Source organism: Vibrio sp. JPW-9-11-11, assembly GCF_013369335.1.
Taxonomy (GTDB): Bacteria; Pseudomonadota; Gammaproteobacteria; order Enterobacterales; family Vibrionaceae; genus Vibrio.
The window spans coordinates 549,029-563,153 of record NZ_SZQJ01000004.1 but is presented as its reverse complement, the minus strand read 5'-3'; the positions used below and the strand labels follow the sequence as shown (position 1 = coordinate 563,153).

Annotated in this window: 13 protein-coding genes and 1 riboswitch; of the genes, 7 read left to right on the top strand and 6 right to left on the bottom strand. The window is 46.0% G+C overall.

Features of this window, described 5'->3' with window-relative positions; genetic code table 11:
- Positions 1–810: a tRNA uridine 5-oxyacetic acid(34) methyltransferase CmoM gene (gene cmoM / locus FCU94_RS05105; RefSeq protein WP_176287452.1), complete on the bottom strand. Its 810-nt coding sequence runs from the start codon at positions 808–810 to the stop codon at positions 1–3.
- A 95-nt stretch (positions 811–905) separates the two neighbouring features.
- On the opposite strand from cmoM, the gene elyC reads away from it, so the two are divergent.
- Positions 906–1,709 carry an envelope biogenesis factor ElyC gene (elyC, locus tag FCU94_RS05100; protein WP_176287451.1) on the top strand — a complete coding sequence of 268 codons (804 nt, stop codon included), beginning with the start codon at positions 906–908 and terminating at the stop codon, positions 1,707–1,709.
- 65 nt (positions 1,710–1,774) lie between these two features.
- Here elyC and torR read toward each other — a convergent pair whose 3' ends face one another.
- On the bottom strand, positions 1,775–2,488 hold the full coding sequence (gene torR / locus FCU94_RS05095; RefSeq protein WP_176287450.1) for a two-component system response regulator TorR: 714 nt from the start codon (positions 2,486–2,488) through the stop codon (positions 1,775–1,777).
- Positions 2,489–2,724: 236 nt separating this feature from the next.
- Here torR and torD point away from each other — a divergent pair, with 236 nt between their 5' ends.
- The 5 genes from torD (at position 2,725) to FCU94_RS05070 (ending at position 6,670) form a co-directional block, all read left to right on the top strand.
- Complete coding sequence (gene torD, locus FCU94_RS05090) at positions 2,725–3,375, top strand: molecular chaperone TorD (protein WP_176287449.1); 651 nt, start codon at positions 2,725–2,727, stop codon at positions 3,373–3,375.
- Between the two features lie 209 nt (positions 3,376–3,584).
- A complete protein-coding gene (gene purR, locus FCU94_RS05085; protein ID WP_176287448.1) occupies positions 3,585–4,592 on the top strand; it encodes an HTH-type transcriptional repressor PurR in 1,008 nt (335 codons plus the stop codon).
- 143 nt (positions 4,593–4,735) lie between these two features.
- Positions 4,736–4,821, top strand: a riboswitch (cyclic di-GMP riboswitch).
- Between the two features lie 131 nt (positions 4,822–4,952).
- Positions 4,953–5,546, top strand: a complete 594-nt coding sequence (locus tag FCU94_RS05080) for a TfoX/Sxy family DNA transformation protein (RefSeq protein ID WP_176287447.1) — start codon at positions 4,953–4,955, stop codon at positions 5,544–5,546.
- Positions 5,547–5,672: 126 nt separating this feature from the next.
- Complete coding sequence (locus tag FCU94_RS05075) at positions 5,673–6,368, top strand: TVP38/TMEM64 family protein (RefSeq protein WP_176287446.1); 696 nt, start codon at positions 5,673–5,675, stop codon at positions 6,366–6,368.
- Positions 6,365–6,670, top strand: a complete 306-nt coding sequence (locus FCU94_RS05070) for a DUF2007 domain-containing protein (RefSeq protein WP_176287445.1) — start codon at positions 6,365–6,367, stop codon at positions 6,668–6,670. The genes FCU94_RS05075 and FCU94_RS05070 overlap by 4 nt, the downstream gene beginning before the upstream one ends.
- On the opposite strand, the gene FCU94_RS05065 is transcribed toward FCU94_RS05070, so the two are convergent.
- The 4 genes from FCU94_RS05065 to topA form a co-directional block, all read right to left on the bottom strand.
- Positions 6,667–7,473 carry an alpha/beta fold hydrolase gene (locus tag FCU94_RS05065; RefSeq protein ID WP_176287444.1) on the bottom strand — a complete coding sequence of 269 codons (807 nt, stop codon included), beginning with the start codon at positions 7,471–7,473 and terminating at the stop codon, positions 6,667–6,669. The two genes, FCU94_RS05070 and FCU94_RS05065, sit on opposite strands and share 4 nt — an antisense overlap.
- Before the next feature lie 157 nt (positions 7,474–7,630).
- A complete protein-coding gene (gene glgA / locus FCU94_RS05060; RefSeq protein ID WP_176287443.1) occupies positions 7,631–9,091 on the bottom strand; it encodes a glycogen synthase GlgA in 1,461 nt (486 codons plus the stop codon).
- Positions 9,081–10,298 carry a glucose-1-phosphate adenylyltransferase gene (gene glgC, locus FCU94_RS05055; protein ID WP_176287442.1) on the bottom strand — a complete coding sequence of 406 codons (1,218 nt, stop codon included), beginning with the start codon at positions 10,296–10,298 and terminating at the stop codon, positions 9,081–9,083. The genes glgA and glgC overlap by 11 nt, the downstream gene beginning before the upstream one ends.
- Positions 10,299–10,806: 508 nt before the next feature.
- The gene (topA, locus tag FCU94_RS05050) at positions 10,807–13,434 is read right to left on the bottom strand and encodes a type I DNA topoisomerase (protein ID WP_176287441.1); all 2,628 of its coding nucleotides are present in this window, start codon (positions 13,432–13,434) and stop codon (positions 10,807–10,809) included.
- A 395-nt stretch (positions 13,435–13,829) separates the two neighbouring features.
- Between topA and FCU94_RS05045 the strand changes: the two genes are divergently transcribed.
- On the top strand, positions 13,830–14,078 hold the full coding sequence (locus tag FCU94_RS05045) for a YciN family protein (RefSeq protein WP_176287440.1): 249 nt from the start codon (positions 13,830–13,832) through the stop codon (positions 14,076–14,078).
- Positions 14,079–14,125: the final 47 nt, after the last annotated feature.

The window sequence follows — 14,125 nt, the reverse complement described above, 5'->3', positions numbered from 1 at the left end:
TTAGTCCTGCTTATTTTTCTTCTGTGCCCATACATGTATGTATCGGCCTAACGAGAGGTACGGCTCTTGTCTGCACAATTGTCTTTCTAGTGCCAACACATCTTCTGGCTGATAATCCCCCATATATTGGCGATCACCGATGTAATCGCTAAAACAGCGGATCCCAGATTTGCCACAAATTGTGAACCCGGCTTGCTCTATCCATTGATAAACCTGTTCGGGTTTTAAGCCTTTTTGTGGCTGTAATTTAAATCTTTTTCTGTGTGGCATCCCATCCAAAACATGAGGGATATTGCCACAAACAACATTTTTGTAGACCAACCCATGATGGTTATAGAACATCACCGAGGCCATCCCGCCAGGTTTGACCTGGTTGAGAACGGTTTCTAGTGCGGGTCTTGGGTCAGCAAGCCATTCCATGACCGCATGAAACAGTACAACATCCACTTTTTTAGTGAGGTGTTGCTCAATAGATTGAACTGGCGAATGGATGAAGCGATACTGCTCAAGCAAGCCATTTTTTGCAATATCCCGCTGCGCTAATTGCAGCATTTCAGAAGATAGATCACATAACGCAATCTGATGTCCGAGTTCGGCAAGCTTTTGCGACATTTGCGCCAAACCTCCGCCCGCATCTAAGATATCCAACCTATTTTCACCGCCTGCCAAAGCGTCCAGTATTTGTTGAAGATCTTCCCAAACAATGACTTGACGAATCTCGCCTTTGTCAGAGCCGTAAATATTTTTTGCAAATTTGTGGGCAATATCGTCGAAATTGCGGTCTTCAGTCACAGCAGCTTGAGTTATCATGTCTAATCGTGCTGCTATTCTGTCACAAGAAAAGCAGGAATAAAGAGGCTTTCTCTTAAATTATTATCAATTGATGTTTTTTCGGACTATTTAGTATGTTTGAGCTGAAAAAAGTAGTGTCTTCTTTACTCATGCCGCTTCCCGCCATGCTGATCATCGGGTTGTTTGGCTTGATGCTGATCATGTTTACTCGCAAACAAAAGAGTGGCTGCTTTGTTGTTCTATTCTCCTTTATCGGCATTTTCCTCATCGCCTTCCAACCGGTTTCCTCACGTTTGTTAATGCCATTAGAGCGTCAATACTCGGCATTTTTCCCCGTCGATGAGTCGATCGACTATATTATGGTGCTCGGCAGTGGCCATGTCGTTGACGATAAGATCCCTCCTACCTCAGAGCTAAGTCGCACAGGTTTAATGCGCTTGGCTGAAGGCATTCGGATTATGCGTATCTACCCTGGATCTAAGTTGATTTTATCTGGTTACTCAGGCGGCTCAGAGGTGAGTAACGCACGTATGATGGCGAAAGTGGCGTTGTCGCTCGGCGTGTCTAAATCTGACATCATTTTACTTGAAACTGCCAAAGACACCTGGGAAGAGGCTCGCCAAGCGGCGGCTTTTGTTTCCACCAAGAAGTTGGTTGTGGTGACTTCAGCGAGTCATATGACACGAGCTCTAAATGAATTTCATTCTGCTGGGTTAAAACCCTACCCGGCACCGACTAACTATCTTGCGCACGATAAAGTTACCCAAGCTTGGGCCAAATACACCCCAAAAGCGGTTTACTTAGAACAAACCGAACGTTACTGGCACGAGACCTTGGGGCGCCTATGGCAATCGTTGCGTAATTGGGCTTCAGACTACGAAGAACGTGCGCTCAAAGCCTCTGAAAGCCAAGTTTAAGTTTCCCCTTCCCACTACGTAAAAGACCGAGGCATGCCTCGGTCTTTTCTCACAGTTTATTGGGCTCAATCCCCCGCGAACATATACCCCTCACCATGCACGGTAACAAAGATTTGTGGGTTCTTAGGGTCAAACTCCATTTTCGCTCGCATACGACGAATGAGGACATCAATGGTCCTATCATTAGGTGCATCAACACGATGACTGATCATATTTAGGATACGCTCGCGACTTAAAACTTGATTGGGGTAACTCGATAGAGCAACCAGCAACTCATATTCCGCCTTGGTTAGCTTAACGGGCTCCCCGCTGCGGCTCAACGCGCGGCGTTGAACATCGAACGTCCAGTCTCCGAAATAAACCACATTGTCGTTACTTGCTGCCGACTTACTCTTTGCGCTTCCCTCGCGTGCCGAGGCGATGCGCCATAGCAGGTTTTTTACTCGCACAAGTAGTTCACGCAACTCAAATGGCTTAGTCACGTAGTCATCGGCGCCCATCTCTAAGCCAACGATCTTATCGATACTGTCTGTGCGTCCGGTCACTAAAATGATACCAATATCGGATTGGCTACGAAGTTCGCGTGTTAGCATTAACCCATCTTCACCCGGAAGGTTGATGTCTAACATCACTAAATCGATCGCGTTATTGCTCAGTATTTCTCGCATTTCCTGACCACTGTCAGCTTCACTGACTTGGTAACCTTCATTTTGAAAGTAACCAACCAACTTACTGCGCGTCACTAGGTCATCTTCTACAACGAGTACGTGATAGCTCATCTACACCACTTTATTTGCATTGGAACTGGTTTCTACACCACATTCTATTCATAAACAGTAACATTTCTAGTAAATATAGGACGAAAGATGAGAAAGGTGATTTTTTCTTGATTCAAGACAAAACCGCCACGCTATTCATACTCTTTCACATTCCAACGTAAACTGTCATGTAAGCCATTACCGCTATTCATTTTTATTGGTTACACTATTAAATAGTTATTTTAGGAGTAGCCGTAATGCAAGAAATTAAAGCATTTAATGAAAAACGCGCCGAAATTTATTGGTGGCTATCAAGCCTGTTCGCCACTGAACTCACCGAAGAGAACTTGCAGCAATACCACTCCGCTGAAATTCGCTCTTTTCTGAGCGGTTTAGGTGAAAACGCTGAACTTAAGCCTGCAATTGAACGTTTAGTTGACGCACTCAACCGCTTACTCGATCGCGACGATGCTCAGCTTGAGTTAGCGGCAGACTTTTGCGATCTGTTCCTGAAATCGGACAGAGACTCCGCGCTCCCATATGCGTCGATGTATATCGGTAAAACAGGCTTGCTGAACGATACGCCCGCCAAAGAGCTTGAAGCTTTGATGGCGCAACACGGTGTTAGCGTCGAGAAAGGCCTCAATGAGCCTGCGGATCACCTCGCGATCGTACTTGATTTCTTGGGTAACTTAATCATTCGCTCGAACGAACTTGAGCAACAACGACACCTAGAAAAAGCGCTTAAAGATCAAGAGATCTTTATACAAACGCACTTACTTAGTTGGGTTCCCCAATTTAGTGCCAAATGCCAAGCCCTTGACCAATTTGGTTTTTACGCCGCTGTAACAAGCTTAACCGAAGCCTTTTTGACGCTAGATTGCCACTACTTGAACGGTGATGAATAGAGCACGATGTGAACTTGGGCATACCATGAGGGTGTTTTTTGATTGCCCTAATATCAATTGCGGTCTAAAATCGTGACCGCAAACGATAAAAATTAACGACTTAAATACAAACCGCTAGTTAAGAGCGGTTTTTGTGTTTCTGATACTTCTGCCCAAATATTCTAAACTGTGAATATATCTCTGTGGCAGTCATCGACAGGACAAAACCTATGGCCACTATTAAAGACGTTGCACGCTTAGCCGGCGTTTCAACTACCACTGTGTCTCATGTTATCAACAAAACGCGATTTGTTGCCGAAGCTACTCAAGAAAAAGTAATGGAAGCCGTTGCGGAGCTGAACTATGCGCCTAGTGCCGTTGCGCGCAGCTTGAAGTGCAACACGACACGTACGATAGGCATGCTCGTGACTCAATCTACCAACCTATTTTTCTCAGAAGTCATCGATGGTGTTGAGAGCTACTGCTATCGTCAAGGCTACACTTTGATTTTGTGTAACACTGGTGGTATCTACGAAAAGCAGCGCGACTACATTCGCATGCTGGCTGAAAAACGCGTCGACGGTATATTGGTGATGTGTTCTGACTTAACGGAAGAGTTAAGTGAAATGCTTGACCGCCATAAGGACATCCCAAAAGTGGTGATGGACTGGGGTCCGGAGAGTTCTCAAGCCGACAAGATCATCGATAATTCCGAAGAAGGCGGCTATCTTGCGACAAAATACCTAATTGAACATGGCCACAAAGAGATCGCCTGTTTAAGTGGTCACTTTGAAAAAGCCGCCTGTCAGGAGCGCATTCGAGGCTTTAAGCGTGCCATGGAGGAGGCCAACCTGAGCGTCAATGAAAATTGGATTTTAGAAGGTAACTTCGAATGTGATACTGCGGTGCTCGCTGCGGATAAGATCGTCGCGATGGACAAGAAGCCCACCGCTATTTTCTGCTTCAATGACACCATGGCACTCGGCTTGATGAGTCGCCTACAACAGAAAGGCATTCGTATTCCTGAAGATATGTCGGTCATCGGATACGATAACATCGAGCTCGCAGAATACTTCTCGCCCCCCTTGACCACGGTCCACCAGCCGAAACGACGAGTGGGAAAAAATGCCTTTGAGATTTTACTCGAGCGTATTAAAGACAAAGAGCACGATAAACGTATTTTTGAAATGCATCCTGAAATTGTTGAGCGCAATACCGTTCGCCATCTCAACAAGTAACCTCTCACACGCACTGGGCCGAGGATAAAATTCATCGGCCCAGTGAATCAATATCTATATTTTTTGTGAGATGAATCACATATATTTCATCTTTATGTGATGCTCTGCGCATATTTTATTTATGCTTTTGATGTTCGAAACAGCCACGAACAGGGCAAACCATTCCGAAAGGATGGGACGCAAAGCCTCCGGCCTTAAACATTTTATGTCAGGTAGCGGGGTTGCCGATGGCAAATATGCATAGAACCGTACGTCACGCCCACAGCGGCATGACATCGTACTGACACAGTACCTGCATTATTTTGCTACACTCTCGGACCTGAATTGGTGGCGTATATTTATACACCGAGAAAAGACAGCATGGATAAACCTATTTTAAAAGACTCAATGCGACTTTTTGAGCAGCTTGGAAGCATCAAGTCTCGCTCGATGTTTGGTGGTTTTGGTATTTTCGCCGATGACACCATGTTCGCACTTGTGGTTAACAACAAACTTCATGTTCGTGCCGATGCGGCGCTTGCAAAACAATTCAAATCTCAAGGCCTAGAACCTTACGTTTATAAAAAGCGTGGTTTCCCTGTGGTCACCAAGTACTTCGCTCTAGATGACAGTTTGTTTGCGAATACTGAGAAAACACTGAAAATCGCCAATCATGCACTGAGTGCAGCGAACAAAGAGAAGCAAACGCAATCTCAAGCCAAGCCTAACCGTCTCAAAGACCTACCTAATTTGCGCTTAGCAACCGAGCGTATGTTAAAAAAGGCCGGGATTGATACTGTTGAAAGCCTTGAAAAAACGGGCGCGGTCAAAGCCTTCCAAGCGATCCAATCAAGCCACTCGGCAGATGTCAATATTGAACTGTTATGGGCTTTAGAAGGCGCAATCAAAGGGACTCATTGGTCGGTGATCCCACACAACCGGCGTCAAGAGCTGCTCAATCAACTCAGCCACTAAACACGTTATGAAAAGTCAGCCTTTGCGCTGACTTTTTTCTCTTCAATGAAATTTAAACCTTGCTTTCTCTGTCTGGTCTAATAACACTTGAGTCGCACTTGCTGTTTTAAGCCATGGAGCTAAGCAATGAATAGAAAAATTATTTTTGGGGTTGTACTGGTTACCCTTATCGTTGTTCTTGGGATGAACTTTGGTCAATACCTCACGTTAGACAACGCCAAAGAGCAACAAGCGAGCCTCACTAGCTTTATAACTGATAACTTTGTGCTCGCCGCCTCGATTTACTTTATTACCTACGTTTTAGTAACGGCGTTTTCCATTCCAGGAGCTGTCGTGGTGACCTTATTGGGCGCTGCACTGTTTGGATTTTGGACCAGTTTATTGTTGGTTTCTTTTGCCAGTACCATTGGCGCCACTTTGGCATTTCTAAGCAGTCGCTATCTGCTTCGCGACTGGGTGCAATCAAAGTTTGGTGACAGACTCAACGCCATCAACCGTGGTGTTGAGCGAGACGGTGCCTTCTATTTGTTCTCATTGCGCTTAATACCAGTATTTCCATTCTTCCTCATCAACCTATTAATGGGGTTATCGCCAATCTCAACGCTCAGATTCTACTTGGTCAGTCAGATGGGCATGCTACCTGGCACCGCGGTATATTTAAATGCCGGTACGCAGCTAGCTCAAATAGACAGTCTGGCTGGGATCGTTTCTCCAAGCGTTCTGTTCTCGTTCGTTCTGTTAGGGCTTTTCCCTGTGGTCGCCAAATGGGTAATGGGTAAATTGAAAGTTTTCCCTTCCACCTCGAATGGAAACGTCTCGTGAAGATTTACAGTGCCGAAACACCGACTGAAGCACATATTGTGTGTGAGTTACTCAAATCGAAACACGTTCAATGTGAGGTACGAGGAGAAGGTATTTTTGGCCTACAAGGTGAAGTTCCGTTGGGCGAAAGCAGTGCGCCTTATATATGGCTTCTCGATAAAACGTCGCTTAGCTTCGCCAAGCAGCTTATTGAAGAGTATCGCAGCGCTCATTTGGGTGAACCTTGGCGCTGCACCCAATGCGGGGAAATCAACGAGGCCCAGTTCGGTGTATGCTGGCAATGTGGTGACACTGCGCCCTAGCAGGCAGTAGTGATTTGTTGTTTGATAAAAGCAATAGAGTGATGGTTAAACTCTTCCGGGCGCTCTACGTTACACACATGGCCACAGTCGGCAATTTCTAGCAGCTGACTTTTTCGATGTGCAGCGACCATCTCCTTAACCGGTTGAATAAACATATAATCGCGCTCACCCATTAAATACAAGGTGGGGATGGGAAGTTCTCGGTCTTTAAAATAGCGCATCAGTGGATTGACTTCAGCGGTCAGAATAAACCAGCGCTTAAACTCTTTCTGACACAACTTCTTAGCTTCACGGATAAACAAGTGACGAGACTCTTTTTGCGTTTTTTGTGGCATCACAATATAAGCAAATAAGCTATAGAGCCACATGTAAGGCACGATATGCTTACACAGATTTCCCAGCTTAACCAACACTTGAGAACGCGTATTAAGACGAGTGACCGCTCCACCAAGCACCATCGACTTAACCCTTCCTGTGGCTAACTCTGCCAAATTCCGCACGATGATAGTCCCTAGCGACATACCGACAAAATGGGCAGAATGAATTTTCAGGTGGTCTAATACTTTAAGAATATCAAGCGTGACCGTTTTGAAGGTGTAGCGATTGGACATCAGCTCCTTCAACAATTGATTCGACTTCCCATGACCACGTAGATCAATAAGCAATAAGTTAAAGTGCTGTTTGTAGGCCTTGATCTGCTTAAACCATATTGACGAACTGCCTCCTGCACCATGCACAAACACAACCCATTCATCACTGGTTGGGTGGGCAAAGGTTTTGTGGAAAAGCAAAGTATCACTCATAGTCAAAGCAAATCATCTGGGTTACGAGACGGTGTAGGAGGTTACCATAAACATAGCGGAATATACGCCAACAAAAGTCAATTGTTGGTAATTGTAGCGATAAAATTGTAAGTAGTCGTCAAAAAAGGCGTCGTTACGACGCCTAAAGTTGGTTTAATTATACACCAAGTGCACTGCGATAAAGGGCTATATACTCTTCAGCGGCTTTGTTCCAACAGAAATCTTGCTTCATCGCATGCAGTTGTACCCGTTTAAGCTCGTCCGGCTGCTGAAGATAGAGTAGCAGGGTACGTTGTAGCTTCGCCAATAGCGCTAACGGCTCAGGCTCTTCAAACACAAACCCCGTCGCGATTAAAGGGTCGGCATCATAATCGTGAACACTGTCGCGTAAGCCACCAACACCACGCACTATCGGCAGCGTTCCATAAGCCATACTGTAGATCTGATTAAGGCCACAAGGTTCAAACTCTGACGGCATAACAAAAAAGTCACTACCTGCTTCGACCAAGTGTGCCATTTCGTTATCGTAAGCTTCGATAAACGCTAACTTGGTTGGGTAACGCTCAGCCACTCGACGTAAATCCATCGCAAGCTTAGGATCCCCGGTACCCACGATCACAACCTGCAATTGATTTTGCAAAAAGTCTTCTAAGATTGGCAGTAGATAGTGCACACCTTTCTGATGGGTCAAACGACAGACCATGCCATACATCGCCACATCCTGTTGCTCTAAGCCAACGCGTTGCTGTAGCTCACGCTTACATGCTTGTTTACCACTCGCCAGACTCTGAGCTGTCGCTTGGTAGTTGGCAGGCAACAAAGAGTCGGTTTGCGGGTTCCACGCCGAGTAATCACACCCATTAAGGATGCCCACAAGATCCAATGCTCGACTTTGAAATTCTACCGCCATTCCATGGCTGCCAAGCTCTGTGGTAAGCTCTTGAGCGTAAGTAGGACTTACAGCATTAATCTTATCAGCATTCATCACGCCCGCTTTTAGCATAGTGATGTGACTACTACTGATCGCAGCATCAGGAGCAAAGCGAGTATGCATTTCTGGGAGGAACTGCATTTCATCGTAGCTGAACACCCCTTTGAACACCGCATTGTGCACCGAAAGTACACTTTTGATTCCGGAAAAAAAAGGATTCGACGCATAACGATGTTTGAGTAAATAAGGGACGAACCCTGTATGCCAATCGTTAGCGTGCACCACGTCCGGCTGAAAACCCAATTTAGGCAACATATCTAGGCTCGCCGCACTGAAAAACGCAAAGCGCTCGCCATTGTCAACATAGGCCTGATTGTTCTCTGCGTACATCTCTGGACGATCAAAATACTTGCCACAGTCGATAGCGTAGACCGGCACACCGGCGACCTCTAAGCGTTTGACTTGATACTCAGTGTGCGGCCAGTGATCAAGCCGGGTAGTCAACAGCACTTCGGCGTCTGAGATATTGGCAACATTTCGGTAAGCTGGTAGCGTTAAACGTACATCTTGTTGCAGCGCGCGCAGCGATTGAGGGAGTGCCTTGGCAACATCTGCCAAGCCACCACTTTTGATTAACCCTTCAACTTCTGATGCTACGAATAGAATAGATAAATTCTTAGTAGCCAACTCGTGCTCCTTTCGCAATCACGACAATGCCGTCTTCTGATACGTGGAAGTGTTTTTTATCTTCCGATAAGTTGACGCCAATCTGCGTTCCTGGCGCTATGTCCGCATCCTTGTCCACAATCACGCGACGCAACACACACCCCTCACCCACTTTCACATCCCCAAGAAGGATACACTCACTGATATCACATGCAGAAGCGATATTACTGCGAAAACCGAGTACTGATTTTTCGATACGAGAGCCTCGTACATAACTACCGTTGCACACCAGACTATCGATGATTTGCACACGCCCGTTGTCAGAGTCTGTGAATGTCGCCGGCGGTAGCGGAGGATAGTAGGTATGCAGTGGCCATTTGCGGTTGTAGAGCGAAAACGGTGCGTCTTTTTCAAGCAAGTCCATGTGCGCTTCCCAATAAGCATCTATCGTACCCACGTCACGCCAGTACACTTCTTCTCTTTCGCCAGTGATACGATTGGTACTAAAGTCATAAACGTAAACATCACCATGCGGGAACATTTTCGGAATGATATCTTTGCCAAAGTCGTGTGATGAGTTTGGATTATCGGCATCTTCAATCAGCTCAGAGAACAGTTTTTCAGCTTCAAATACATAGTTACCCATAGAAACCAATGCAAAGTTAGGGTCTCCGGGAATCGATTTAGGTGAAGATGGCTTTTCTTCGAAGCCAACCATACGCCCTTCTTTGTCGACTTCGATAACACCAAACTGAGAGGCTTCCGAAAGAGGCATGCGCAGTGCTGACACCGTCAATGACGCTTGTTTCTCCTTATGGAAGTCGAGCATCTGCTTAATATCCATTTTGTAAATATGGTCTGAGCCAAAAATGCACACCTGCTCAGGCTCCGCGAGTTCCATAAAGCGTAAGTTTTGATAGATAGCGTCTGCGGTACCTTCATACCAGCGTTTGCCCGTACGCATTTGCGCTGGAATAGGGTCGATAAACCGGTCGGTAATACCATTGATGTTCCAGCCCTTCTTCATGTGATGGAACAAAGACTGGGATTTAAACTGAGTGAGCACATAAATGCGCATCAAGTCAGCGTTAACAAAATTGTTTAAAGCGAAGTCAATAAGACGATAACTACCACCAAAAGGTACCGAGGGTTTACTGCGAGATTCCGTCAGAGGGCGAAGGCGTGATCCTTCACCTCCGGCAAGGATCATTCCCAAAACTCCAGCCATGTATTGTTCTCCATTTTATTATTTGTACTTGGATGAATCGTATGGGTTGGGGGGATTCATCCTGATAATTCCAGTTGTTGCTCCAATGAGTTAGGGCAATCTCCGGCATAAGCCGTATCACATCTGTTTTTCGAGGAGATGACGCTCCCGCAACGATGTGTGCAAGGGGTTAGATATACGTTATCCTATTCAGTGAAGATTACAATTTAAAATATGCTGTACTATCGACCTCACATTAATTACTTTTTCGCCTCCTGCGTTAGCTCACACTCTAGCCGCAACAAGATACAAGTTAATAACATTCACTCTACATTGGCGCGACTTGGTAACAAATTTATCAAGCCTAATAGGCTGCTCATAACTCACCATACCTATTCACGCTATTTTCTAACACCTTTCTTCGACCAGCCAAAGATTGAACATGCGTTCACATACTCACATCGAAGTAGGCGATGTCAGTCGGTACAAAAAAAGCAGCCAATGGCTGCTTTTTTAATGTTGATGGCGTTTACTTCGCCGACTTTTTGCGCTTGTCGGTAATTTCCCACTTACCGTCAACATAAAGTCCTGTGTAGCCCGATGGTTTACCGTCTACCTCTGAGCGCACATAGTTTTCTTTCGTTTTACGGCTAAAACGAACGACCATTGGACGACCATCTGGATCCTGCTGTGGCGCTTCAGTCAGATAATGGAACTTTGGCGAAATTCGGTCTTTAAAACGAACCAACTCTTCAACCAAAGGTGCACGTGTCTCTCGTGATTTCGGGAATGTGCTCGCAGCCAAAAATAGCCCAGATGCACCATCACGCAGTACGAAATACGCATCAGAATTTTCACATGGTAGCTCCGGAAGATGAACGGGGTCTTCTTTCGGTGGCGCAACTTCACCGTTTTTCAGGATCTTACGGGTGTTCTTACAGTCGTCGTTGGTACAATCCATGTACTTACCGAAACGGCCATTCTTGAGCACCATATCGCTACCACATTTATCACACTCAACAACCGGGCCATCATAACCTTTGACTTTAAACTCACCGTACTCGACGACGTAGCCTTCACAGTTAGGGTTGTTACCACAAACGTGCATTTTGCGCTTGTCATCGATTAGATACGCATCCATTGCGGTCTCACAAATCGGACAACGTTTTTTGGCGCGCAACGCAGCGGTTTCCACGTCTTCCTCGAGAACGTTAATGATTCCCTCTTCATCACCCAAGTTTATCGTCGTTTTACAACGCTCTTTTGGCGGAAGTGCATAACCAGAACAACCCAGGAAGACACCAGTAGATGCGGTACGAATCCCCATTGGTCGAGAACATGTCGGACACTCGATATCTGTGTAGACGATGTGGTTAGGCTTCATGCCTCCTTCATCTTCATCAAGCTCAGCTTTTGCCAGGTCGCCAGTAAAATCATTGAAGAAGTCATCCAGCACGGCTTTCCAGTTCGCTTCACCTTCTGCGATTTGGTCAAGCTTCTCTTCCATGCGTGAAGTGAACTCGTAATTCATCAAGTCGTCAAAACTGCCGTCTAAGCGATCGGTAACAATTTCACCCATTTTTTCCGCGTAGAAACGGCGCTGTTCTACTTTCACATAACCACGGTCTTGAATGGTTGAGATAATCGAGGCGTAAGTAGATGGGCGACCAATACCGCGCTTTTCAAGCTCTTTAACCAACGCAGCTTCGGTAAAGCGCGCTGGCGGCTTAGTAAAGTGCTGTTTCGGATCGAGTTTGACGAGCTCAACACTGTCACCAACTTGTACCGCTGGTAGAATTTGATCTTCACTCTTACCTAAAGGTCGTTGAACACGTGTCCAACCGTCGAACTTCAAGATGCGGCCTTTTGCCTTCAAAGTGTACTCAGCAGCCTTAACGCTGACTGTCGTCGAATCATATTTGGCAGGGGTCATCTGACAGGCGACAAACTGATTCCAGATTAATGCATATAGCTTATGCGCATCAGCTTCCATACCGTTGAGGTCGTCTGCTTTGACTGCCACATCCGAGGGACGAATTGCTTCGTGCGCTTCTTGAGCCCCCTCTTTACTACCATAAACGTTAGGTTTTTCAGGTAGGTAAGCGTCGCCATACTCATCACCAATAAAGCCACGAACCGTTTCAACGGCTTCCGCACTCAAGTTGGTTGAATCGGTACGCATATAAGTAATATAACCCGCTTCATAGAGGCGCTGAGCGAGCATCATAGTCTTTTTAACGCCGTAGCCGAGACGAGTACTGGCGGCTTGCTGCAGCGTTGAAGTAATAAATGGCGCAGACGGTTTACTCGATGTTGGGCGGTCTTCACGTTTGCACACTTCATAGCGCGCTTTTTCAAGCACCGCCATCGCCGCTTTGGTTTCTGCTTCGTTGACGGGTTTAAATGCAGAACCGTCTTTCTGGGCAACTTGCAAACGGAAGTTTGTCTTATCTTGCGTGTGGGTGTCGGCGTGGATATCCCAAAACTCTTCTGGCACAAACGCCTTGATTTCGCGTTCGCGCTCAACCAGCAGTTTTACCGCTACCGACTGAACACGGCCAGCCGATAGGCCACGCGCTACCTTTTTCCATAGCAGTGGCGACACCATAAAGCCGACGACTCGATCGAGAAAGCGTCGTGCCTGCTGGGCGTTAACCCCATCCATGCTCAACTCGCCCGGTTTTTCGAACGCTTGCTGAATGGCATTTTTGGTAATTTCGTTGAATACTACTCGTTTGTATCGCTCTTCACCGCCGCCGATGATCTCACGAAGGTGCCAAGCGATAGCCTCTCCCTCGCGGTCTAAATCGGTTGCGAGATAGACGCGGTCCGCGTCTTTAGCGAGCTTTTGTAGCTCCGCAACCACTTTCTCTTTACCAGGCAGTATTTGATAGTTCGCTTCCCAACCATGATAAGGGTCAATACCCATTTTCTTGATCAGAGCTTTACGATCTTTCTCTTTCTTAATGCGTGCTTTTTCTTCAGCGCTTAAGCCTTTAGTGGATACCGCGGCTGCTTTCTGGCCAGTACTTTGGCCAGCAGTAGGCAGATCACGGACGTGACCTACACTCGACTTTACAATAAAGTCCTTACCTAAATACTTATTGATGGTCTTCGCTTTGGCTGGCGACTCCACAATAACCAGTGACTTACCCATAATTGACTCAAGTGTCCTTTATCGAGTGCGAACATATCGCACGACATACTTAATATTTTGCTTCTTTTTTTACTATTGAGCGAGATTGCTAGAAGATCAATATCTTTTTTAAAATTCGACCTTGATTGCTCGACAAATCGGCGATGTACCCATGATTGTTGAGACGATAATGGTGTAAAGGCCCAAATGGATACACAACGGAGTAGAAAGTGGGACATACTAAACGTCAAGGGCAAAATGTTGCCAACTTATCGCAAGAATTTTAGCCATTAGTCACAAAACCCCGCGACTTAGGCAAAAGCAGAGTTGATCTGACGCATTGGTTTTTTACTGTCCCCCCCCTACAATCAAGCCATTGATTCTATATTGAAGCCGTATTGACTAAGGTATAACCCATGAGCGAAAAAAAAATCATCTCTGAAAATGAACTATTGATGATCGCCAACCACATCATTCAATCACACGACGATTATATTGAAGGCATGCGCGCTGACAGCGTCGAAGAAAAAGATGAGGTGCTGGTCTTTAAAGGAAACTACTTCCTCGACGACAAAGGCATGCCGACCGCGCAAACAACCTCAGTATTCAATATGTTCAAGTATTTAGCTCACCATTTATCGAAAGAGTTTACGCTTAAAAAGTAACGGCTAAAAAAGAGAACGAGAAAAGTAAAAAGGGTTGGCAGTTACGC

What these genes read in the sequence shown, in the direction of transcription:
- cmoM (WP_176287452.1), bottom strand. Translation starts at nt 810, where the DNA reads ATGATAACTCAAGCTGCTGTGACTGAAGACCGCAATTTCGACGATATT.
- elyC (WP_176287451.1), top strand. Translation starts at nt 906, where the DNA reads ATGTTTGAGCTGAAAAAAGTAGTGTCTTCTTTACTCATGCCGCTTCCC.
- torR (WP_176287450.1), bottom strand. Translation starts at nt 2,488, where the DNA reads ATGAGCTATCACGTACTCGTTGTAGAAGATGACCTAGTGACGCGCAGT.
- torD (WP_176287449.1), top strand. Translation starts at nt 2,725, where the DNA reads ATGCAAGAAATTAAAGCATTTAATGAAAAACGCGCCGAAATTTATTGG.
- purR (WP_176287448.1), top strand. Translation starts at nt 3,585, where the DNA reads ATGGCCACTATTAAAGACGTTGCACGCTTAGCCGGCGTTTCAACTACC.
- FCU94_RS05080 (WP_176287447.1), top strand. Translation starts at nt 4,953, where the DNA reads ATGGATAAACCTATTTTAAAAGACTCAATGCGACTTTTTGAGCAGCTT.
- FCU94_RS05075 (WP_176287446.1), top strand. Translation starts at nt 5,673, where the DNA reads ATGAATAGAAAAATTATTTTTGGGGTTGTACTGGTTACCCTTATCGTT.
- FCU94_RS05065 (WP_176287444.1), bottom strand. Translation starts at nt 7,473, where the DNA reads ATGAGTGATACTTTGCTTTTCCACAAAACCTTTGCCCACCCAACCAGT.
- glgC (WP_176287442.1), bottom strand. Translation starts at nt 10,298, where the DNA reads ATGGCTGGAGTTTTGGGAATGATCCTTGCCGGAGGTGAAGGATCACGC.
- topA (WP_176287441.1), bottom strand. Translation starts at nt 13,434, where the DNA reads ATGGGTAAGTCACTGGTTATTGTGGAGTCGCCAGCCAAAGCGAAGACC.
- FCU94_RS05045 (WP_176287440.1), top strand. Translation starts at nt 13,830, where the DNA reads ATGAGCGAAAAAAAAATCATCTCTGAAAATGAACTATTGATGATCGCC.